The organism is Bifidobacterium saguini DSM 23967 (assembly GCF_000741715.1).
Classification (GTDB): Bacteria; Actinomycetota; Actinomycetes; order Actinomycetales; family Bifidobacteriaceae; genus Bifidobacterium; species Bifidobacterium saguini.
Map to the genome: position 1 here is coordinate 14,394 of NZ_JGZN01000008.1, position 22,564 is coordinate 36,957.

A 22,564-nucleotide genomic window follows, 5' to 3' on the forward strand; every position below is an offset into this window, starting at 1 on the left:
AATAAAAGCGGAGATTAATTGGTGAGACGAATCAAGCGGGCATCGAGATGAGGGAGCTCACCGGAACGCCACCGAGCTTGTCGATACCGTCCAGACCGTTGAGCTTCATGACGAAGCTGAAGCCGGCTACCTTGCCGCCCGCCTTTTCAATGAGGTCAGCCGCGGCTTTGGCGGTGCCGCCCGTGGCGATGAGATCATCGACGATAAGCACACGCTCACCCTTGGCAACTGCTTCAGTTTCGATTTCCACGCTGGCTGTACCGTATTCCAGGTCGTAGGACTCTCCGATGGTTTCAGGAGGCAGCTTGCCTGCCTTGCGCACGGCGATAAAGCCTTTGCCGAGATGTGCAGCAAGAGCAGGACCAAACAGGAAACCACGAGATTCGAGTCCGGCAACGGCATCGAATTCGTCAGGGCTGACGGGAAGAGTCTCCTCAAGAGCCTTCAACAGGATCTTCAAACCACGAGGATCGGCAATTACCGGCATGAAATCACGGAAGATAATGCCTTCCTTGGGAAAACCGGGTACGGAACGCACCAGAGATACCATGTATTCGGCATCTTCCTGGCCTACTTTGCTCAGTGCTTCGATGGTGATGTCAGACTGTGCCATTGTGCTATTCGCCTTTTGATCGTGTGGTTACGTGTGCTGTTGAATACAAGAAATTACTTGGTCTCAGTTTCGTTCTTGTTGCCGTCTTCAGTTTCGACGGTGGTGGTGTCGATGGGCTCTTGACCGGCCTCATCGTTGGCTGGAGCGTCTTGTTCGTCGGTCGGCAGTGGGTTGCCGTTCTCGTCTACCTCATCATCGGAAACGTAGGCCGGACGAGTGTATTCACGAGCGATGGCGTTGAAGGCAAAACGCATCTTGGAACCTTCGGAATCGATGACGATCTCCTCGTACTGCTCATCGACTTCCACGACCTTGCCGATAACCTGACCGATGGTAATGATTTCGGTGCCAGGCTGCAGATTACGACGAAAGTCCTGCTTCTCGGCCTGCTGCTGCTTGGCTTTCTTGGACTGCCACCACATCATACCGCCGATGACCACGATCATCACGATAATCATTACGTATGAAGAATCCACGGAAAACTCCTTTAGAACATCGGCTACGGCAAAGATTGACACATAACCGGATTATGCAAACAGGCTAAAGTTTAGAAGAGCTTGCTGACATCATCGCTGGGAGTCAATCCCAGGTGCTGCCATGCTTTCTGTGTGGCTACACGGCCCTTTGGCGTGCGGACAAGGAAACCTTCGCGTACCAGATATGGTTCGCAAACCGTCTCCACGGTTTCGGATTCCTCGCCGACCATAGCCGCAAGGTTATTAAGACCGACCGGACCACCATTGAAGTTACGCACTATGGCGTTCAATACCGCAATGTCCAAACGATCCAAACCTTCGGAGTCGATCTGATACAAGGACAGCGCCTCTTTGACATCTGCTGGGTGCACCACAATCAGGTCATGAACAATGGCCCAATCGCGTACGCGGCGCAGCAGTCGGTTCGCGATTCGCGGTGTGCCGCGCGATCGCAGCGCCATTTCATGCGCCGAGCCCTCATCGAGGTTCACACCCAACACGTTCGCCGAGCGATCGATGAGCTTCTCCAGCTCTTCATGCGGGTAGAAATCCAAATGGGCAGTGAAGCCGAAACGTGCTCTTAACGGGCTGGGCAGCATGCCTTCGCGCGTGGTAGCGCCGATCACGGTAAATCGGGGAAGGGTGAGTGGAATGGAGCTCGCACCAGGTCCTTTGCCCACCATCACATCCACGCGGAAATCCTCCATAGCAATGTAGAGCAGCTCTTCCGCGGCGCGAGGCAGTCGGTGAATCTCATCGATGAACAGAACTTCGCCGGTATCCAATGAGCTCAGTATTGAAGCCAAATCACCGGCATGCTGAACAGCTGGTCCTGAAGTGACACGTATTGGAACTTCCAATTCGTTAGCCACAATCATCGCCAGTGTGGTTTTGCCAAGTCCAGGAGGGCCTGCAAGCAAAATATGATCCGGTGGCACGTCGCGCTTACGCGCGGCATCCAGGAACAGCTGGAGCTGAGCCTTCAGTCTTGGCTGGCCAATAAAGCCATCCAAGACATGAGGGCGCAGCTCCTCGTCGCTGACGGGTTCGTTGCCAATGGGCTGTGAGGACACCATGCGCAGGGATTCCTCATTTGCGCCGGTGTTTGACGTACCGAAATCAAGTGATTCGTTCATTACCGTCCCCTATCCATGAGTGCGAGGGCGAAACGCAACACGCGAGGCACATCTTCAGCGGCCAGCGGCGTATTGATATCGTTATCCGTAATGGCTTCCTTTACTGCCTGCTGCGCGTCCTGTTGACGCCATCCCAGTGAAATCAAACCTTCCACGACTTGTTCCGTGCCGGTATCCACAGGCTGACGTACAGCGGTTTCGGCAGTATGGGCCTCATCGATTTGACTCAGGTCAATTGACCCCTTGAGCTCAAGAATTATTTTTTGCGCACCTTTTTTGCCGAGACCAGGTGCTTTGGCAAGGGCTACCGCATCATTATCGGCAATAGCATGAGCGAGTTGGATTGGAGTCAATGTGGAAAGTAATGATTGCGCGACTTTTGGACCGATGCCGGATACTTTGATGAGTTGAAGGAATGTTTTCTTGGCATCCCTATCCAAAAAACCATGCAGAGTGACGGCATCCTGAGAGATATTCATATAGGTGTAGACGCGAGCCTCTTGACCGGCATGAATTCTACCGAGATCGGATGCGGCCATGCGAACTTCGTAGCCCACTCCCCCAACGTCAATAAGCGCTGTATCGGCGTCCACCGATTCAACGCGACCGGTCAGCATTCCAATCATCCATGCATCCTTTCACGCCGTGGTGCTCTCATGCACATGTAATCGAACAACTGTTCGAAGTATACTACATACCTCGGTCGTGATTGATACGTCGCTTGGCCATATGCTGTGCCGCTTCGGCCCATTGCCGTTGTGCCGGGGTCAAATGTTGTTCTCGTTCTCCGCCTTGCAGAGCTCCAGCAGGGCGTAACGCGTGGCAGATGGCCAAAGCCAAAGCATCAGCGGCATCGGCGGGCGTCGGCATCTTAGTGAGGTTCAGAATGCGCGTCACCATGCGCTCCACCTGAATCTTCTGTGCTTGGCCATTGCCGGTGATAGCCAGTTTTGCTTCGGTCGGTGTATGCAGAGCAACTGGAATATTGCGTTGCGCAGCAGCAAGCATGGCAAGACCTGCGGCTTGCGCCGTGCCAAGTACGGTATTGCGGTTGGATTGCGCGAAAACGCGTTCGATGGATACGCTGTCCGGGGCGAAACGATCCATTTTTTCCGACAGCCCATTGTAAATGGCCAACAATCGTAGATCCTGAGAGATATCCGGGGATGAACGCACTACGTCGACGTGAATAAACGAAAGCCGGCGATGTTCGCCGGCTTCAATCACGCCGACCCCGCAGCGTGTAAGCCCGGGATCGACGCCAAGGATAATCACTGAAGATTACTCCTCGTCAAGCTGGGCCATAACCTCATCGGAAGCGGTCCAGTTGGAGTAGATGTTCTGCACATCGTCAAGATCGTCGAGCTTATCAATGAGGTTGGAGACCTTGCGAGCATCTTCGAGGCTCAGCTCAACCTCGTTCTTCGGCTGCATGACCTGATCGGCGGAATCGTAATCGAAACCAGCCTCCTGCAGGGCCTTACGAACCACAAACAGATCGGACGGGCCGGTGATAACAGTGTAGACTTCGCCGTCATCGGTCACGTCTTCGGCACCAGCCTCAGCGGCGGTTTCGAAGAGCTTGTCGTAATCCACGCCTTCGGAAGGAACCACGATCTGGCCCTTGCGCTCGAAGTTGAAGGACACGGAACCAGAGGTAGCCAAGGAGCCGTTGCCCTTGGTCAGGGTGGAGCGGACTTCAGCAGCAGCACGGTTACGGTTATCGGTAAGGCACTCGATGATGAGGCCGACGCCTGCCGGAGCGTAGCCCTCGTACACGATGTCCTCGTAGTTGGCGGCACCATCTTCGGCACCGGAGCCACGCTTGACGGCGCGGGCGATGTTGTCGGCCGGCATAGAGGCCTTCTTGGCCTTGTAGATGGCGTCATACAGGGACGGGTTGCCGTCCGGGTCGCCACCGCCGAGACGGGCAGCGATTTCGATGTTCTTGATGAGCTTGGCGAAGAGCTTGCCGCGCTTAGCGTCGATAGCGGCCTTCTTGTGCTTGGTGGTCGCCCACTTGGAATGACCTGACATTGGTGCTCCTAGCGATTAAACGAATGTTGTCAAACGGAATGATTGTAGGCCGGTAATCAGACATAGCCAACTACCGGCCTGGAATTAAGGAATGAGATCAGTCTTCGACGGCGGCCTTGAAGTCGTCGACGGAGTTGACCTGAACGCGCTTCTTGATCACGGTGAGAATCTGTTCACGAGCCTGATCAACCGGCACACCATTGAGCTGGCTACCGTCACGGAAGCGGAAGCTCACGGCGTTGTTGTTCATGTCTTCCTCACCAACGATGAGGATGAACGGCACCTTGGACTTGGAAGCGTTGCGAATCTTCTTGCCGAAACGATCATCGGAGTAATCAATCTCGCAACGGACCATGTCTTCTTCAAGGGACTTGATAAAGCCTGCTAGGTGCGGAGCGAACTCATCGGCAACCGGAACGCCAAGCACCTGAACAGGAGCCAGCCATGCCGGGAATGCACCTGCATAGTGCTCGAGCAGCACAGCGAAGAAGCGCTCGATGGAACCGAATAGGGCACGGTGAATCATCACCGGGCGCTGGTGGGTTCCATCCTTGGCGATGTACTCAAGCTGGAAGCGCTCAGGCAGGTTGAAGTCAAGCTGAATGGTCGAAACCTGCCAGGTGCGGCCGATGGCGTCACGGGCCTGCACGGAGATCTTCGGACCGTAGAAGGCAGCACCACCCGGATCTGCCACGAGGCTGAGGTGAGAAGCCTCGGCCACTTCACGCAAAGTATTGGTGGCCTCCTCCCAAATCTCATCGGAGCCGACGTACTTGTTCTCATCCTTGGTGGAGAGCTCCAGGTAGAAGTCGGACAGACCGAAGTCGCGCAGCACCTTCAGCACGAAGGTCAGCAGGTTAGTCAGCTCATCCTTCATCTGCTCGCGGGTGCAGTAGATGTGGGAATCATCCTGAGTCAAGCCACGCACGCGGGTCAGGCCATGCACCTCACCGGACTTCTCGTAACGGTACACAGTACCAAACTCGAACAGTCGCAGCGGCAGCTCACGGTAGGAGCGCTGGCGGGACTTGAAGATCAGGTTGTGCATCGGGCAGTTCATCGGCTTCAGGTAGTAGTCGGCGCCCGGCTTGGTCACATTGCCTTCCGCATCATATTCCTCATCGAGGTGCATCGGCGGGTACATGCCGTCCTTGTACCAGTGCAGGTGGCCGGAGGTCTCATACAGACCGCCCTTGGTGATGTGCGGGGTCTGCACGAAGCTGTAGTGGTACTTGCGGTGCATCTCGCGGGAGTAATCCTCCATCGCGTTGATCACGGCGGCACCCTTCGGATGGAAGACGGCCAGACCCGGGCCGATCTCATCCGGGAAGGAGAACAGATCCATCTCGGCGCCGAGCTTGCGGTGATCGCGCTTGGCGGCCTCTTCCAGACGGGTCTGGTAGGCCTTGAGGTCTTCCTTGGTAGCCCAAGCGGTGCCGTAGATACGCTGCATGGTCGGGTTCTTCTCAGAACCGCGCCAGTAGGCGGCTGCGGAACGTTCGATCTTGAACGCCTTGATGTAGCGGGTGTTCGGCAGGTGCGGACCGCGGCACAGATCCTTCCAGACCACGTTGCCGTCACGGTCGACGTTGTCGTAGAAGCTCAGTTCCTTCTCGGAAATCTCGGTGGCTGCGGCAGGGTCGAGATGAGCTTCCTTATCCTTGATGAGCTCGATCTTGAACGGCTGGTCGGTCTCCTCGGCCAGGGCCTCTTCCTCAGTCACGGAACGGCGACGGAAGGACTGGGAAGACTTGATGATGCGCTGCATGCGCTTTTCGATGTCCTTCAGATCTTCCGGGGTGAAGGGCTTGTCGACCTGGAAGTCGTAGTAGAAGCCATCCTTGATGACCGGACCAACACCGAGCTTGGCGTTCGGGTAGATTTCCTGCACGGCCTGAGCCATGACATGGGTGGCGGAGTGACGCATGATCGCGAGACCGTCCTCGGAATCGAGGGCAATAGGCATTACGGAGTCGCCGTCGGAAAGAGGAGTGTACAGGTCACGGTTCTCGCCGTTGATCTTGACTGCGATGATGTTCTTATCTTCCGCGAACAGCTCTACGCCAGTGGTGGTTGCTTCCACCTCCTTCGCTTCGCCGTTGACTGTTATGGAGATGGTAGCTTGCGCCATGATATGTCCTTTGCTATCGGGGTCCGCGTTACTAATGTGCAGGCCTGGACTGTTAATCAACAGTGGACACGATAGGCACTGCGTCAGACAATAGCGAAGACGCGTTGTTATCGTTAACGGGATTGGGCGCTGGTGGTTGTAATACGTGTGTTCCGACACACTCAAGGCCGTTCGGCCAAGCCTACGGTCGGAACACACGTATTACAACCACCAGCTGCGAGTAGCGGATTATGCGTTGGAATACAAGAAGACCTCGCCGAAGCGAGGTCTTCAAAGTGGAGCGGACAACGGGACTCGAACCCGCGGTCTCAACCTTGGCAAGGTTGCGCTTTACCAACTAAGCTATGTCCGCAAAGAATCCTGCCGTGAGAAGCAGGATTCAGTGGGCGATGTAGGAATCGAACCTACGACCCCTTCGGTGTGAACGAAGTGCGCTAGCCGCTGCGCCAATCGCCCGAAATCATTCGGTATTCAATTATCACGATGAATTACTTCATCCGTGGTGGGCGATACAAGATTCGAACTTGTGACCCCTTCCGTGTCAGGGAAGTGCGCTACCACTGCGCCAACCGCCCGGGTCTGCTGTGTTGACAGCAGATGGAATCCGCTGTCCTTCGAGGTGGGTACGAGAGTCGAACTCGTCTATACGGCTTTGCAGGCCGCTGCCTAACCGCTTGGCTAACCCACCGTAAAGGTCTGTCAACTCGTCGGACCTAGAGCGGACAACGGGACTCGAACCCGCGGTCTCAACCTTGGCAAGGTTGCGCTTTACCAACTAAGCTATGTCCGCAATGCTCTCTGCAGGATTCCCCTGCCGAAGCACGAGTGATTACTATACTCACATGCATGTAGTTCGTCCAATCACGGCGTGTCGCCTTATTATTCCTTGCTCTGCTCGCTTATGGCTAAAGAGCTTCTCGATGACTGCTGGCGCACGTTACTCTAGACAATATGAGTGGAGAAGCGCATATGCCTCAATCGGTTATGATTGCCGCATTTGAAGGCTGGAATGATGCATGCCAGGCGGCTACAAACGTCATTCGTCATCTCGTTGGGCAATATGAGTCCCGCGAGATTCGACACATTAGCTGCGATGGTTATTACGACTATCAGGTGGCTCGTCCAATGATGTGCCATGCTGCCGGATATGCCAACCTTATTTGGCCACAAACCACGTTTTATGACATTACTTTGGCTCCCCATCGCCATCTTTATGCGCAGATTGCTCCGGAACCTAATTATCGCTGGCGTAATTATTGCAGCGAAAGTCTTGCGATAGCTGAGGAACTTGATGTCAATCAGATCATCACTCTCGGTTCGATGTTTTCGGACTGTCCTCACACCAGGCCATTGCCGTTATCCGTCAGTGATGGAGCCTGCCAATGTGAAGGCGATCGTGAATACAACGGGCCAGTAGGCATTCCCACTGTTTTGGATGTGGCAGCAGCTGATCAGGGGTTCTCTCACGCTTCGATGTGGGTATCGATTCCCCAGTATCTTGGCAGTGATGAGTGCGCGGCGGGAACTTTGCGCCTTCTGCAAGCATTAGGAGACCGTATCGGGTTTACTTTTGATACAGGTGACTTGCAGTCCAAGTCCGATCATTGGAAGGCGCAAGCTTCGATCTTGGTCAGATGCAATGACCAGCTAGGTGATTACGTCGGCCATTTGGAACATGAATACGACCTCAAACAGAAAGCCGATGCAGAAGCCTCATTGGGTGCACCTCAGGCCGAGCAATTGGTAAAAGAGGCCGAAGCCTTCCTACGCAATATGGGCGAATGAGAAAGACATATTTTCCGCATTATATGTGAAGAGCGCCGCTCACCTTCGCTGTCAGGTGAGCGGCGCTCTTCACATATGCCGGCGTTGCCGATGATCCTCGGCAACCAAGTACTGTTATGCTGCAGCGGCCACGGATGGATCAATAGCCGGCAGAACGCCAAACAGCAGCAGCAAAGCAACCACAACGGCCAGGCCGATACGGTAGATGGCAAAAGCCTTGTACGAGAATGTGGACACGAACTTCAGGAAGCCGATAATGACAATGTAGCCCAGAATGAAGCACACGACAGCCGCCACAATGGTTGGACCCCAGCCAGGGAACAACGCGTCGGCCTTGTAGTTCTTCACAGCCTTAACCGCTTCAAGCAAACCAGATCCCAGAACAGCGGGAATAGCCATCAAGAAGCTCAGTCGCACAGCGGCCTCACGCTCATATCCAAGTGCACGGCCAACGGTGATGGTGCCGCCAGAACGAGACACGCCAGGAATCAAGGCGAGAGACTGTCCCAGACCGAACAGGAAAGCATCGCGATACGTCATATCCGCCATAGTCTTGGATTGACGCGCACGAGCATCCACCACCCACAGCAGAATACCGAACAGGAACAGCACGGTGACGGTAATCCACAGATTGCGCAGTGTCGTTTCAACAATGTTCTGCAGCGTAAAACCAAGAATGACAATCGGAATGGAACCAACAATCACATTCCAGCCCATTGTGGCGTAATAGTCTCCACGACCCATACGAGACTTGAAATCCTTGCCGTTTTTACCAAACAAGCAAGCAAACCAATGCGTCAGAATATTGATGATGTCGCGACGGAAATACAACACCACAGCAAGCTCGGTACCGATTTGAATAATGGCGGTGAACGCAGCACCTGGGTCGGAACCCAGCATCAGATCACCGAAAATACGAATATGAGCGCTGGAGGAAACTGGAAGATACTCAGTCAGCGCCTGAATAATGCCAAGAACAATGGCTTGGAAAAAATTCATAACCCCTCTTAATTCATTCTTATCTCGTAGTTATGACGATGAACACACTACCGAAGGGGGTGTAGAACAACACTAAGAAATCATGTCAACAACGATGACAACCACGGCTTCTACAATGCAAAGTGGAAACAGAATAGGAGGAGGGACTGCGATGGCAACATATCGCAAAAGCAGGGCTTTCGCACCACAAGGCTTCTTTGAATGCGAGGGGCGCGGCTTGGAATGGCTTGGTGCCGCACATGCTCAAGGCGGACCGCGCGTGGTCGAAGTGTACAGATGGGGTAAGGATTACCTCGATATCGAACGGGTCAGCAGCTCATCTCCCACGGCGAAAGCAGCTTTTGATTTTGGCTCTGCGCTCGCTCGCATGCATGACGCCGGAGCTGAATTCTTCGGTTCTGCCCCAGACGGGTACGATGGCACATGTTATTTTGGGCCGCTTCAAGACCCAGTAAAGATGGACACCGGCACATGGAGCGACCCCATCAGTTATTTCGCTGATGGTCGTCTGCGGCCGATGGTGGAACTTGGCGTAAAGCGTGGCGAGCTGGACAAGCGTGACGTTGATTTGACTGAGCGTGTAATTGAAGCGCTTCCAGATCTCATGGGCCGAGCGGCAAATGATAAGCCGGCCCGTATTCATGGCGACCTGTGGAGCGGCAATGTGATGTGGACTGCTGATTCCGGCCACAGCGAGGCCGTTCTCATCGACCCAGCAGCACACGGCGGTCACCGCGAAGAGGATTTGGCCATGCTGCACCTGTTTGGTATGAGCTATTTGACGCAGATTACCGAAGGCTACCAGTCAGTGCATCCACTGAAAGCCGGATGGCAGGAACGTCTGACTCTTTGGCAGCTCTACCCCATCGCCGGCCATTGTGTGTTCTTCGGCGGTGGATACGTCAGTGAATACCGCTCCATGTGCCGGTCGCTGCTCGGCTGATTGCTCTATTTCCTAAACTAAGCAGGCCATAAGGAAGGGTGTGGGAGTCTTCATCGATAAGACTCCCACACCCTTCCTTATTCAACGCAACAGGCTTATTGACGCCGGCATTCAGCTCAGCTCAATGCGTCCTTCAATTTGCTGAAGAAGCCAGCCTTTTTCTGCCCGGCTTGAGGTCGGGATGCCTGGGCCACATGCGAAGCATCCGAATCATGCGATTGCGCGAACTGTTCGATGAGATGGCGTTCGCTGTCATCAAGCTTTGTAGGAATAAGCACGTTGACATGGGCAATCAAATCGCCACGTTCGTCGTTGTTACGAATGTTGGTAACGCCAAGCCCCCTCAGCGTCACAGTATCTTCCGGCTGGCAGCCTGCAGGAATGGAAATCGTCTGCTTGCCGTCAAACGTATCGATATCCAAATCATGGCCCAGCACTGCCCAGCTCATCGGCACTTGAATCCAGCAATGCAGATTATCGCCGTCGCGAGTGAATTGCTTATCGGTACGGATGCGGATATCAATATACAAATCGCCTGCAGCGCCGCCGCCTTCGCCGACCTCACCTTGATTGGCAAGACGAAGACGAGCGTTGTCATTGATGCCGGCCGGCACGCTGACGCCAACGTTGCGCGTGGTGCGCACTCGACCGTGGCCCATACAGCTGGGGCACGGGTTCTTGATGATGGTGCCGTGACCTTCGCATCGCTCGCAAGGTGCGGAAGTCATCATCTGTCCCAGCATCGTGCGAACGACCTTCTGCATGAAGCCTTGGCCGTGGCAATCCGGGCAGGTGACCGGTTGTGCTCCGCCTTGGGATCCAGAGCCACCGCATTCCTGGCACAGCGCAAACGTATTGATCTTTACATGTGCAGTGCCGCCAAAGACGGCGGTCTTCAAATCAATGGAAGCCGAAGCGAGAGCGTCACGTCCAGGCTGAGTACGCGGAACAGGGCCTTGGGAGCCACCGCCGAAAGCGGAGCCGAAGAATGTGGAGAACACATCGCCCATATCTCCAAAGCCACCGGAGAAACCACCGGCACCGGCATTGGGATTATTGGGATCCACGCCGGAATCATACATACGGCGCTTATCCGGGTTCGACAACACTTCGTATGCGTTGTTGACTTCCTTGAACTTGTCTTCAAATTCAGGGCCGGCAATGTCCGGGTGATATTTACGGCTGAGCTTGCGATAAGCTTTTTTGATATCAGCGTCGCTGGCGTTGCGGTCAACACCTAGGGTTTCGTAATAATCTGCCACTGAATAATCCTTTGTGTTCGTGTAGTCTGCCGGTTATTGTGCCATAGCCCGCGGTCAGCGTTCACATGCATGTTGAAAACATGCAAATGCCGATCCGAAGAGTTGATTTTTCATGATGCGTCGGTTCCACTTTCGGAAATAAAAGCGCTGAGGTATCGCGCCACCGCTCGAACCGCGGCCATAGTGGCCGCATAATCCATATGTGTGGGGCCGATGGATCCGACGAATGCAACGGGTTCGTTGTCGCTCGGGCTCGTAGTCGAATCGTCATCGAGATTCGAGTCGCGGGAAGCCGCCTTACGTCCGTACCCACTACTGACTACTGAGGCATGCAAGAGTCCGGGTGTATGGCTTTCCGAGCCGATGGCAACGCCAACTCCGGACGCATTGGTTTCCTCGCTGAGATTGCTCATCAGCTTCATGAGCACAACTTGCTCTTCCAATGCATCGAACAGTGGCGCCAAATCGGCCAAAGAACGCGAATGAGCAAGGTGCGAAGCCCCAGACATGTACAACTCATTGGCTCGCTCATCCAATGCCATAGATTCAAAAGCATCGGCCAATGCTTTAGCAACTGCCTTGACTTCTTCGAATCCTGCTGTTTCGGCGATGGAGCGGACCTTCTCCCCCGCTTTTGCCAGAGATAGGCCGCTGCATTGCTCGTTTACTGTCGACGATAGATGATTGATATCATCCGCTGATGGCATGGAGGGTACGACGAGACCATGCTGTGCCACACGCCCGGTATCGGTAATGACCACAGCAAGCAATGTGTTCATGGCCACCGGGACCATTTCGACGTGCCGCATTGTGGCTTTGGCCAACGATGGGGATGCGACTATCGCGACTTGGCCAGTTATTTCTGAAAGCAGGCGAGCCGCGCGTTGCAGTGCATCCTTTAAGCTGACCGAGCCTTCCAAAAAGCTGTTGATACCTCGACGTTGCGCTTCGCTTAATGGCATGACCGTGGCAAGACGATCAACGAAGTAGCGATACCCTTTTTCGGTGGGTACGCGTCCCGCTGATGTGTGCGGTTGGATGAGGTAGCCCTCATCTTCCAGTGCTGCCATATCGTTGCGAATCGTAGCCGAGCTGACGCCTAGATCATGTTGTTTGGTAAGCGATGTGGATCCCACGGGTTCCTGAGACCGAATGTAGTCTTCAACCACGGCGCGCAACACCAACATGCGTCTGGATTGCGTCATGCGCGCCTCCTTATGTGCATTCCATATATACGTAATTTGCGTGGCGCGCGCATGCATCTGATATGCCCGCTATCTCATGTTCGGCATTCATGCACAGCAGATGCATGACGTTTCGAGTGAGATAACGCGAACGACACGCTGAAAGAACAACACCGACGTTCCGGCGTGTCACATTCAGCGGCTGATCGATATCAAACCAGCGTAAGCCTCGATTCATATTGTATTAGCACTCATTGGTTTCGAGTGCTAATACGTTCGTCGGTAGCGAAGACATGTTAATTGTGAACGCTAACAGAACACAACTTACCAAAACACGCCAAATATGCACCACAAACGTCTTCTTGCGACGTTAACATGGGAAACGCAATGTGAGGGCGTCGTGCGCCCGGCACAAGCCGGATACGCGGCCCGACCAATTGGAAGGAAAGTAAATCCATGACCGAATTCAAGGAGACCGAGCTCGACGAGCGCGCCATCAAGATGGCAAAGGTCCTTTCGGCTGACGCGGTTGAGAAGGCTGGTTCCGGCCACCCCGGTTCCCCTATCTCCCTGGCGCCTGTCGCCTACACCCTGTACCAGCACTTCATCAAGCATGATCCCAACGATCCCAATTGGGAAGGTCGCGATCGCTTCATCCTTTCCGGCGGTCATGCTTCCCTCACCCAGTACGTCCAGCTGTACTTCTCCGGCTATGGCGTGACCCTGGATGACCTCAAGCACTTCCGCGGCGGCGCTGACACCCGCACCCCGGGCCACCCCGAGTACGGCCTGACCCCGGGCATCGAAATGACCACCGGTCCTCTGGGCCAGGGCTTCGCTTCCGCCATCGGCTTTGCTTACGGCGAGCGTTTCCAGCGTGGTCTGCTCGATCCGGAAACCCCGAAGGAAGATTCCCCGTTCTACCACAAGATTTGGGCTATCTGCGGTGAAGGCGATATCGAGGAAGGCATCTCCGGCGAGGCTGCTTCCCTGGCTGCTAACCAGAAGCTCGGCAACCTGACCGTGATCTTCGATGCCAACCGCATCCAGATCGAAGGCGATACCAACCTGGTGCTGGCTGAGGATGTGCTCAAGCGCTTCCAGGCCTACGGCTGGTACACCGACGAATTCAGCTTCATCCAGCCTGACGGCTCCTACAAGGAGGATGTCGAGGGCTTGGCTGAAGTGATTGCCAAGGCTGAGGCCGCTGCTCCGGATCAGCCGAAGCTCATCAAGGTTCACTCCTTGATCGCATGGCCGACCCCGGGCAAGACCAACGATCCGTCTTCTCATGGCTCCAAGCTGGGTGCCGAGGCTGTTGCCGGCCTGAAGAAGGAACTCGGTTACGATCCGGAAGAGTCCTTCCACATCGACGAAGAGGCTCTGGCTCACGCTCGCAAGGTTGCCGAGCGCGGTCTGGAAGCTCACAAGGCTTGGGACGAGAAGTTCGATGCTTGGCGCAAGGCCAACCCGGACAAGGCTGCCCTGTACGACCGCATCAAGGCCGGCGAACTGCCGGAAGGCTTCGACAAGGCTATCGATGACCTTGAGGCCACCTTCGAAGTCGGCAAGGGTGTTGCTACCCGTGGCGCTTCCGGCTCCGTGCTGAACGCTATCGCCGCTGTCATGCCAGCAGAACTCTGGGGCGGCTCCGCCGATCTCGGTGGCTCCAACAAGACCGACCTGAAGGGTGCTGCCACCTTCGCTCCTGCCGAGTGCGCCACCAAGCAGTGGCCGAACTGCAACGAGTTCGGTCGCCAGCTGCACTTCGGCGTCCGTGAGTTCACTATGGGCTGCATCACCAACGGCATCCTGCTGGGCTCCCACACCCGTCCGTTCGGCGGCACCTTCTTCATGTTCTCCGACTACGAGCGCTCCGCCGTTCGTCTGGCCGCCCTCATGGAGATCCCGAACCTCTACGTCTGGACCCACGATTCCGTGGCCGTCGGCGAAGATGGTCCGACCCACCAGCCGGTTGAGCACCTCGCTTCCTTCCGTGCTATTCCGCAGCTCGAAGTCATTCGTCCTGCCGACGCCTTCGAGACCGCCGAAGCCTACCGTTACTTCTTCGAGAAGAAGAACACTCTGCCGGGCGCTATGGTGCTGACCCGCCAGGGCGTGCCGACTCTCGCTGAGACCGCTGCCAAGGCTAAGGACGGCGTCAAGAAGGGCGCTTACGTGCTCGTCGACACCGAAGGTACTCCGGACGTCATCATCATGGCTTCCGGTTCCGAAGTTCAGTGGGCTGTTGCCGCTGCCAAGACCCTGGCTGAGAAGGGCACCAAGGCTCGCGTCGTTTCCTTCCCGTCCATGGAATGGTTCGAGGAGCAGGACGCCGAGTACAAGGAGGCCGTGCTTCCGGCTTCCGTCAAGGCCCGCGTCTCCGTCGAGGCCGGCGTCGCAATGCCTTGGTACAAGTACCTCGGCTCTTACGGCAAGCCTGTCTCCATCGAGCAGTTCGGTCTGCAGGGTGATGGCGCTCAGAACATGATCGACCTCGGCATCACCGCCGAGCATGTGGTCGAGGCTGCTGAGGCTTCCATCGCCGAGGCCAACGCCTGATTACTGAATAATTTAATAAATTTCGGCTCCCCTCTTAAAGGAGGGGAGCCAATAACAAGGAGAAAAATATGACTGAAGCAACTCAGCGTACGTCCGATTCCGGCGTTTCCATCTGGCTGGACGATCTGTCCCGCTCCCGCATCGAGTCCGGCTCCCTGCAGGACCTCATCGCCAACAAGAACGTGGTCGGCGTTACCACCAACCCGTCCATCTTCCAGAAGGCCCTGAGCCAGGTCGGCCCGTACGATGCTCAGCTCAAGGAACTCGGCAAGGTTGACGTTGAGACCGCCGTTCGCGAACTCACCACCACCGATGTGCGCAACGCCACCGACATCTTCCGTGAGATCGCTGAGAAGACCGACTTCGTTGACGGCCGCGTCTCCATCGAAGTTGACCCGCGTCTGGCCCACGAGACCGAAGCCACCGAGAAGCAGGCTGTCGAGCTGTGGGAGAAGGTCAACCGTCCGAACGCCATGATCAAGATCCCGGCAACCCTCGAAGGCCTGCCGGCTATCACCGCTACCCTGGCCAAGGGCATCTCCGTGAACGTCACCCTGATCTTCTCTCTCGAGCGTTACGAGCAGGTCATCGACGCTTACATCGAGGGCATCGCTCAGGCTGCTGCTAACGGCCACGACCTGAAGCACATCGGCTCCGTCGCTTCCTTCTTCGTCTCCCGCGTGGACACCGCTGTGGACAAGCTGCTGGAAGCCAACGGCTCCGACGAGGCTAAGGCTCTGGAGGGCAAGGCTGCTGTGGCCAACGCTCGCCTGGCTTACGAGCTGTTCGAGAAGAAGTTCGCTGAGGATCCGCGTTGGGCCGACCTGGCTGCCAAGGGCGCCAAGGTTCAGCGTCCGCTGTGGGCTTCCACCGGTACCAAGAACCCGGCTTACTCCGATTGCAAGTACGTTGACGAGCTGGTTGCTCCGCACATCGTCAACACCATGCCGGAGAAGACCCTGAACGCTCTGGCCGATCACGGCAACGGCGCTCCGTCCATCGAAGGCACCTACGAAGAGTCCCACGCCATCATCAACAAGCTGGCTGAGCTCGGCATCAACCTGAAGGACGTCACCGACAAGCTGGAGGCCGACGGTGTCGCCGCCTTCATCAAGTCCTGGGATTCCGTGCTGGCCGACGTTCAGTCCGGCATCGATCGCGTGAACGCCTGAGATCGCTGACGTAATGTGCGAATAGCACATTATCAGTAACACTCAATGAGGCTCTGACCTGAAAATATGGTCAGAGCCTCATTTGCTGTCCGCCAACGATGTCAACCTTGTGCGCGTATATTGCAGGCCCTTCGCTCTGGCCGGAAACAACAATAAGCAAATATCGTCGATGATGACCGAAACGTGGGCATTCGGATGCCATCGGCACGGCTCTCTCTTGCCGCAAAGTTCCCTGACTGGTAAGTTCGCGAACAGAGAGATTGTGCCTGAACTTGATATAGGGCGCTCTGATGAGAGGATTTGTATTGCGCACCCTGAATAGCCGACAGCGCGTGGTGATGACGTTTACCTTCTTTTCGATGTTCTTTGGTGCAGGAAACCTCATTTTCCCGCCGTTCGTAGGTGCACAGGCAGGAGCCTCCACAATACCGGCAGCCATTGGATTCATTGTGTCCGCGGTGGGTCTGCCAATTCTTGGCGTATTGGCGGTCACGTTCGCAGATGGTTTTGATAAGCTCGCCGGCCGGGTCTCCCCCAAATTCGCGCTGTTTCTCGGCATTGCCATTATTTTGACCATTGGGCCGTGCTTCGCGATTCCTCGCACAGCTACAACATCATTCGAAATGATGGTGGTGCCGCTCGTGCCAGATGGCTCCAAATGGATAGCTCAGCTGCTGTATTCACTGCTGTTCTTCACGCTGGCATTTCTCTTCGCACAGCATCCTGAAAAACTATCCAAGGTGCTTGGCCGCTTCATGGGGCCGTTGCTGCTGGTACTGATTGCGGTATTGTTCGTAGCTTGTCTGGTACATGGTATTGCTACAGCTGCTGCACCTTCCGGTAATTATCAAACCAATCAGATGGCTCGCGGATTTCTCGATGGTTATCAGACGATGGATCTGCTTGCTGCCTTGTATTTTGGTATTGTCATTTCAGCCAACGTACATGCACTCAACGTTACCGAGGAGTCACAGGTACAGCGCGAGACTGCAATTGCCGGACTTGGCACTGGAGTGCTGTTGATTCTGATCTATGGTGCGCTGAGCTATGTTGGTGCGGTTTCCGGTTCCATCATTACTATCAATGCGAATAGTGACACTGGTGCCACGGTGCTGACGAACCTTACCTCTACGATTTTCGGCACTGCCGGCACTATTTTCCTCGGCATCGTATTCGTCATCGCATGTTTGAATGTTTGCACTGGTCTGATTTGCACTTGCGCCACTTACTTCCACACCAAGTTCCCGACCGTAGCCGGTCACACAGTGAGCTATCGTGCATGGCAGCTGGCGTTCACCATCTTCAGTTTCGTGGTCTCCAACGCTGGATTAAGTCTGATCATTAAGGTTTCCGTACCGGTGCTATCCGCGTTGTACCCGATTTCGATTGTGCTCGTGCTGCTGGCCATCACGCATACAGTGTTTGCGGCACGATTCCCCCGCGTGTATTTCTGGATGGTGCTGTTGGTTGGCATTGTGGCGCTGATTGGTTGTGTCGCTTCGCTGGTCACCGTGTTTGGTGGTTCGCTGCCGTGGCTTGAATCCTTGCTGAATATGCTTCCGTTGCAGCAGCAACAGCTTGGATGGTTGACTCCATCGGCTATTGGTGCGGTAATCGGTGTGATTGACTCACTCAGGATTGCGCATAGGGCTAAGTCATAAGTTTTTTTGAACAGCACAGTGATGTTTTGTGAGACGCTGCAGACAGTGTTGCAATTGCGCTGATAAGGTACCCAACGTATACGTTTGTTGGATATGCGATGATGGCATGTTCAACAAACGACGTTGACATAACCACACCAATCATGGCTGGTGAACTGATTGTTTGATTTGGTTCAGCGGTCATGAATCGTTAAGGAGCGACTCCATGACGTATCAGCATAATGCACCTTTCCGCGCCGACGTGGTTGGTAGCTATCTTCGTCCTGCCGAGCTCAAAGCAGCCCGTGCTGATTTCGAAGCCGGCCGTATTGATGCTGCCGAACTGAAGGCTGTTGAAGACAAGGCCATCACCGAGCTGGTTGCCAAACAAAAGGCAGCTGGCCTGCATGTGATTACCGATGGTGAATTCCGCCGCGCCTACTGGCATCTTGACTTCATGTGGGGATTGAACGGTGTAAAGCGCGGCACTGCTCCGATTCTGTTCAAGGGTTCCGATGGCACGCCCGTGACCGAGGCTGCCGGTGTGGATGGTGAGCTCAATGGTGAACACCATCCGTTCGTGGATCATTACAAGTTCGTCAAGGCTTTGGAAGATGAGAACACCATCGCCAAACAGACCGTTCCTTCCCCTGCGCAGACGCTGTTCGTGCTTCAACAGGGCATTGCCGAGGAGGCACACAGCCCGTACAAGGATAACGATGCTCTGGCTGAAGCTATTGCCAACGCCTATATTCAGGTAGCCCATGATTTGTACGAGGCCGGCTGCCGTACGCTGCAGTTCGATGATTGTACTTGGGGTGCATTTGTTGGCGAGGACTTCAAGGACACCGTTTTCGGCGTTGATGCCAAGACCGTGCAGCGCCAGTACGCCGTAGTAAACAATGCGGTGATTGCTTCTGTTCCGGAAGATATGGTGGTGACCACGCATATTTGCCGTGGTAACTACCAGTCTCAGTGGTTCTCCGCAGGTGGCTATGGTCAGGTGGCCGATGTGCTCTTCGGCGAAGAGAATGTTGCCGCCTACTATCTTGAGTTCGATGACGATCGTTCCGGTGATTTCGAACCGCTGGCCAAGGTGTCCGGAGACAAGAAGGTGGTGCTCGGCCTGATCACCTCCAAGAAGCCTGAGCTGGAAGAACCTGAAGCGATTAAGGCACGTATCGCCGAAGCAGCGCAGTATGTGCCGCTGGAGCGTCTGTGCCTGTCTACTCAGTGCGGCTTTGCTTCCACTGAAGAAGGCAACCATCTGACCGAAGACCAGCAGTGGGCCAAGATCGCTCTGGTTCGTTCCATTGCTGAAGAGGTATGGAATTAGTGCAGTGTTGACCCACCTCGTGCAGGTCATGGCAGATAGTGCGCTAGGCATCTGAAACTACGTCTGAATTACATCGAAACCGTGTGAAACACGGTAATCAACGTGTTTCACACGGTTTCGATGAATCTGCATGCGATTGATAGAATCGAACCCACCTGAATTTGATTGTTTACTCGAACTGGGCGGCCAGTTCCTTTGTCCGATCCTTGCCGCTGAAATAACGGGAATGCGTATGCATCACCGAAGCCAAGGAGTCGGAGCCGATTAAGGCAACCTCCCAATCGGTTCCGACTTTTGCGGAATCGCGCAAATACGCCGGGTCATTGCCTGCATCGAGATATCCGTTGGGGCCGTCATAAACCTTGACACAACGGTCCCCAGTCTTCCGGTTATACCGGATAATGACACCCACCATCATGGTTCCTTTCCTATTGATATCCCCATAATAGTTAGAAACGTTTAAGAATGTCACGTTTCTCCTCAAGGGAATCACGTACTTCGATTATCGAAGACATGGATGCGGTTACGGCTTTTCGCTTGACATTGTTGTCGTTTGAATCATTCAATACCTTCTCCAACGTCGCGACACTTGCCGATATATTCTTCAACGAATCAACCACACCGTGGTCATCATGGTCCGGTTTGCCTTCGTATCGGATAGCGCGCCCATAAATATCCCCCGCAAGCTCATAACAGTTAGCCCAAGCATCCTGCAGCAACGTACGCACCTGCACTTCACAGAAAACCCCATCCGGGAGCTTCACTATGACATGCACGGCACGATACCCGCTGTGCGGAGCTTCACGCATATCCGAGATTTTGAATACCGGAAGCACGTCGCCAATCCTAGAGGCAAGCGCGGTTTGTGCATCCAGCGTCATGTCAGCGGTTATGCGCACGCCCATCACGTCCCTTACGCGGGGAATCTGCAACGTCGGTTCACGAATCAGCTTATCCTTCAAGGTGTCAACCGTCTTCACCCTGAACGCGACAGTCATATCCCCGATATCGAGCCCGGACGTGTCAAGCCTGCCGACTTGCGCCACGACCTTGGCCAGAGCCTGCTGATACCAGAGTCGCACTGTCACATAGCTCAGACCATCAATCGCGTCGCCTCCTGCGATAATTTCTTTACGCAAGTCTCGAATCTGACGTTGAGTCCACGGCTTGTCTGGCAGAATCAGTTCGTCCATACGATTATTCTCCCATCATTTCTCATATTCCTTGCACAGGTCTACCCGCAAACTTGATGAGATTATCCAAATCAAGCACATAGTTACTATCAGTTACACACTTGATAATACAGTCCCCACGGGGAGGGCGGTCTTCCCATATTCCGAGTCAATCAACGTTTATATAGAGCGAGGATGCAGCCGGAAGCCTTCTCGCTATCAAATATTAAGAAAGGCCTCGCGCTGTACTGTCTCAGCGCGAGGCCTACGCCCCCGAATGTCGCTCGGCAACGAAAAAGAGATTTGTTGCGGAATGTTGCGGAATGGTCGAAAAACTCCTATTGAACTTGCAGATTGAACAGCTCCATATACCATACAAAAGAATAGGTCTATCGCTGTATCAAAACAGGCTCAACGAAGGTTTTCCATTAGTTCTGCCAGTAGTAACTGAAGAAGTTGGCGATTTTGTTGGTGGCGTCTTTGAGCACTTCGATACGCGGCAGGTACACGATACGGAAGTGATCAGGTTCACCCCAGTTGAAGCCACCGCCTCGAGTGATCAGAATGCGTTCATCATGAAGCAGGTCAAGGGCGAACTGCTCATCATCATGAATATTGAACTTCTTCACATCGATCTTCGGGAAGATGTAGAACGCGGCCTTGGGCTTAACCGCCGTCAAACCAGGAATGGCGTTGATTGCATTGTAAATATACTCACGCTGCTCGTAGAGTCGGCCACCCGGCACAATGTAGTCGTTCACACTTTGATGACCGCCCAATGCCGTCTGTACAATGGATTGCGCCGGCACATTCGAGCAAATACGCATATTCGCCAGCATGTTGATGCCCTCAATGTAATCCTTGGCGATACGCTTATTGCCGGAAAGCACCATCCAGCCTACACGGTAGCCGGCAATCATATGAGACTTCGATAGGCCGGAGAACGTGACGCAGAACAAATCCGGGGCAAGCGAGGCGATAGACGTGTGCTGCAATCCGTCCATGACCAAACGGTCGTAGATCTCATCGGAGAAGATGATGAGCTGGTGTTCGCGCGCGATATCCACAATCTGCTGGAGCACTTCCTTTGGATAAAGCGCGCCAGTTGGATTGTTCGGATTGATAAGCACGATGGCCACCGTACGATCGGTGATCTTGGAACGAATATCGTCAATATCCGGATACCATTCTGATTGCTCATCGCATACGTAATGTACTGCGGTGCCGCCAGCCAGATTCACGCAGGCCGTCCACAGCGGATAATCAGGGCTTGGAATCAACACCTCGTCACCGTCATCCAGCAGAGCGGACATGCAGAGGTTAATGAGCTCGCTAACGCCATTGCCGGTGTAAATATCATCGATGGTCACATTCGGCAGGTTCTTCAGCTGTGCGTACTGCATAATGGCCTTGCGCGCGGAGAACAGGCCTTTGGATGGCGAATAACCTTCAGTCTCAGTCAACTGATGCGCCATATCGTAAACGACTTCATCCGGCGTGCGGAAACCAAACGGTGCCGGATTGCCGATGTTCAATTTCAGAATATGCGTGCCATCCGCTTCCATGCGTGCGGCTTCGTCCACCACAGGGCCACGCACATCGTACAGCACATTGTCGAGCTTATGAGACTTACCGAATGCACGGCGGCGACCAGCTGGAATCTCATCAACAGATTCGGCCCGAGTCACATTAGCCGCGGATTGTTCAACAGACATAGTAGCCATCCCCTCATTGTGTTGTTCCGATGTTTCACTGGTCTCTCCCCTAAGCCAGTTCGTATCCACATCCAATTCGCTGGCAAGAAAGTCCAGCACATCTTCACGCGGCATGGTTTTGCCGGCAACATATTGGCTGATATGGCTTTTGCCCATTTTGACACCACGGTGTTCCGCCGCATGCACCAAGTCGACCTGTTTCAATCCCCTGCTATCCATAGCGTTGCGCAAACGCTGGGCGAATACCGTGACGGTCATAGTCCCTCCAAACAGAAGTTCAATTTCATGTTGAACAACGGTTCAAAGACTACACCTAGTTCAATTCGAGTTCAATTTGCGTGTTGTAACAATGGGAAAATGAGATGCCGCAGTGACATTTGTGTAAGCCACTGCGGCAATAA

Annotated in this window: 19 protein-coding genes and 5 tRNA genes; 6 read left to right on the forward strand and 18 right to left on the reverse strand. The window is 54.5% G+C overall.

The features are described 5' to 3' along the window. Positions 1 to 31: 31 nt before the first annotated feature. The 12 genes from BISA_RS06090 to BISA_RS06145 all read right to left on the reverse strand — a co-directional run bounded on the left by BISA_RS06090 (position 32) and on the right by BISA_RS06145 (position 7,183). Positions 32 to 613: an adenine phosphoribosyltransferase gene (locus BISA_RS06090; RefSeq protein WP_033890841.1), complete on the reverse strand. Its 582-nt coding sequence runs from the start codon at positions 611 to 613 to the stop codon at positions 32 to 34. A 53-nt stretch (positions 614 to 666) separates the two neighbouring features. Continuing rightward, positions 667 to 1,071, reverse strand: coding sequence for a preprotein translocase subunit YajC (locus tag BISA_RS06095; RefSeq protein WP_081890043.1), 405 nt, complete (start codon positions 1,069 to 1,071; stop codon positions 667 to 669). 89 nt (positions 1,072 to 1,160) lie between these two features. Next, on the reverse strand, positions 1,161 to 2,225 hold the full coding sequence (ruvB, locus tag BISA_RS06100; RefSeq protein WP_033890844.1) for a Holliday junction branch migration DNA helicase RuvB: 1,065 nt from the start codon (positions 2,223 to 2,225) through the stop codon (positions 1,161 to 1,163). Beyond that, positions 2,225 to 2,851 (reverse strand): Holliday junction branch migration protein RuvA, encoded by a 627-nt coding sequence (gene ruvA, locus BISA_RS06105; RefSeq protein ID WP_033890846.1) that lies wholly within the window; start codon positions 2,849 to 2,851, stop codon positions 2,225 to 2,227. Before ruvA ends, ruvB begins: the two co-directional genes overlap by 1 nt. A gap of 64 nt (positions 2,852 to 2,915) precedes the next feature. Next, entirely contained in the window at positions 2,916 to 3,500 is a 585-nt protein-coding gene (ruvC, locus tag BISA_RS06110; protein WP_033890847.1) for a crossover junction endodeoxyribonuclease RuvC, read from the reverse strand. Between the two features lie 6 nt (positions 3,501 to 3,506). Then, positions 3,507 to 4,262, reverse strand: coding sequence for a YebC/PmpR family DNA-binding transcriptional regulator (locus tag BISA_RS06115; RefSeq protein ID WP_033890849.1), 756 nt, complete (start codon positions 4,260 to 4,262; stop codon positions 3,507 to 3,509). A gap of 97 nt (positions 4,263 to 4,359) precedes the next feature. Further along, positions 4,360 to 6,393: a threonine--tRNA ligase gene (thrS, locus tag BISA_RS06120; protein WP_033890850.1), complete on the reverse strand. Its 2,034-nt coding sequence runs from the start codon at positions 6,391 to 6,393 to the stop codon at positions 4,360 to 4,362. 276 nt (positions 6,394 to 6,669) lie between these two features. Then, positions 6,670 to 6,745 (reverse strand) — tRNA-Gly (locus BISA_RS06125). A gap of 31 nt (positions 6,746 to 6,776) precedes the next feature. Next, a tRNA-Val gene (locus tag BISA_RS06130) sits at positions 6,777 to 6,849 on the reverse strand. A 44-nt stretch (positions 6,850 to 6,893) separates the two neighbouring features. Further along, a tRNA-Val gene (locus tag BISA_RS06135) sits at positions 6,894 to 6,968 on the reverse strand. Between the two features lie 42 nt (positions 6,969 to 7,010). Continuing rightward, a tRNA-Cys gene (locus BISA_RS06140) sits at positions 7,011 to 7,081 on the reverse strand. 29 nt (positions 7,082 to 7,110) lie between these two features. Then, a tRNA-Gly gene (locus BISA_RS06145) sits at positions 7,111 to 7,183 on the reverse strand. Positions 7,184 to 7,377: 194 nt separating this feature from the next. Between BISA_RS06145 and BISA_RS06150 the strand changes: the two genes are divergently transcribed. After that, positions 7,378 to 8,178: a PAC2 family protein gene (locus BISA_RS06150; RefSeq protein WP_193349264.1), complete on the forward strand. Its 801-nt coding sequence runs from the start codon at positions 7,378 to 7,380 to the stop codon at positions 8,176 to 8,178. A 114-nt stretch (positions 8,179 to 8,292) separates the two neighbouring features. On the opposite strand, the gene uppP is transcribed toward BISA_RS06150, so the two are convergent. Further along, positions 8,293 to 9,177 (reverse strand): undecaprenyl-diphosphatase UppP, encoded by an 885-nt coding sequence (uppP, locus tag BISA_RS06155; protein ID WP_033890853.1) that lies wholly within the window; start codon positions 9,175 to 9,177, stop codon positions 8,293 to 8,295. Between the two features lie 151 nt (positions 9,178 to 9,328). On the opposite strand from uppP, the gene BISA_RS06160 reads away from it, so the two are divergent. Further along, positions 9,329 to 10,120 (forward strand): fructosamine kinase family protein, encoded by a 792-nt coding sequence (locus BISA_RS06160; RefSeq protein ID WP_033890854.1) that lies wholly within the window; start codon positions 9,329 to 9,331, stop codon positions 10,118 to 10,120. Positions 10,121 to 10,236: 116 nt separating this feature from the next. Here BISA_RS06160 and dnaJ read toward each other — a convergent pair whose 3' ends face one another. After that, on the reverse strand, positions 10,237 to 11,382 hold the full coding sequence (dnaJ, locus tag BISA_RS06165; RefSeq protein WP_033890855.1) for a molecular chaperone DnaJ: 1,146 nt from the start codon (positions 11,380 to 11,382) through the stop codon (positions 10,237 to 10,239). Positions 11,383 to 11,492: 110 nt separating this feature from the next. Next, a complete protein-coding gene (hrcA, locus tag BISA_RS06170; RefSeq protein ID WP_420308630.1) occupies positions 11,493 to 12,644 on the reverse strand; it encodes a heat-inducible transcriptional repressor HrcA in 1,152 nt (383 codons plus the stop codon). A 378-nt stretch (positions 12,645 to 13,022) separates the two neighbouring features. Here hrcA and tkt point away from each other — a divergent pair, with 378 nt between their 5' ends. The 4 genes from tkt to BISA_RS06190 all read left to right on the forward strand — a co-directional run bounded on the left by tkt (position 13,023) and on the right by BISA_RS06190 (position 19,276). Further along, positions 13,023 to 15,128 carry a transketolase gene (tkt, locus tag BISA_RS06175; protein WP_033890858.1) on the forward strand — a complete coding sequence of 702 codons (2,106 nt, stop codon included), beginning with the start codon at positions 13,023 to 13,025 and terminating at the stop codon, positions 15,126 to 15,128. Between the two features lie 68 nt (positions 15,129 to 15,196). Then, entirely contained in the window at positions 15,197 to 16,300 is a 1,104-nt protein-coding gene (gene tal / locus BISA_RS06180; protein WP_033890859.1) for a transaldolase, read from the forward strand. A gap of 290 nt (positions 16,301 to 16,590) precedes the next feature. After that, complete coding sequence (brnQ, locus tag BISA_RS06185; RefSeq protein WP_033890860.1) at positions 16,591 to 17,961, forward strand: branched-chain amino acid transport system II carrier protein; 1,371 nt, start codon at positions 16,591 to 16,593, stop codon at positions 17,959 to 17,961. Positions 17,962 to 18,166: 205 nt separating this feature from the next. Next, positions 18,167 to 19,276 carry a 5-methyltetrahydropteroyltriglutamate--homocysteine S-methyltransferase gene (locus BISA_RS06190; RefSeq protein ID WP_033890862.1) on the forward strand — a complete coding sequence of 370 codons (1,110 nt, stop codon included), beginning with the start codon at positions 18,167 to 18,169 and terminating at the stop codon, positions 19,274 to 19,276. A 169-nt stretch (positions 19,277 to 19,445) separates the two neighbouring features. On the opposite strand, the gene BISA_RS06195 is transcribed toward BISA_RS06190, so the two are convergent. The 3 genes from BISA_RS06195 to BISA_RS06205 all read right to left on the reverse strand — a co-directional run bounded on the left by BISA_RS06195 (position 19,446) and on the right by BISA_RS06205 (position 22,421). Continuing rightward, positions 19,446 to 19,694 (reverse strand): hypothetical protein, encoded by a 249-nt coding sequence (locus BISA_RS06195; protein ID WP_133124990.1) that lies wholly within the window; start codon positions 19,692 to 19,694, stop codon positions 19,446 to 19,448. A 31-nt stretch (positions 19,695 to 19,725) separates the two neighbouring features. After that, the gene (locus BISA_RS06200; protein ID WP_051917375.1) at positions 19,726 to 20,469 is read right to left on the reverse strand and encodes a nucleotidyltransferase family protein; all 744 of its coding nucleotides are present in this window, start codon (positions 20,467 to 20,469) and stop codon (positions 19,726 to 19,728) included. A 407-nt stretch (positions 20,470 to 20,876) separates the two neighbouring features. Beyond that, on the reverse strand, positions 20,877 to 22,421 hold the full coding sequence (locus tag BISA_RS06205) for an aminotransferase class I/II-fold pyridoxal phosphate-dependent enzyme (protein ID WP_152597203.1): 1,545 nt from the start codon (positions 22,419 to 22,421) through the stop codon (positions 20,877 to 20,879). Between the last annotated feature and the right edge of the window lie 143 nt (positions 22,422 to 22,564).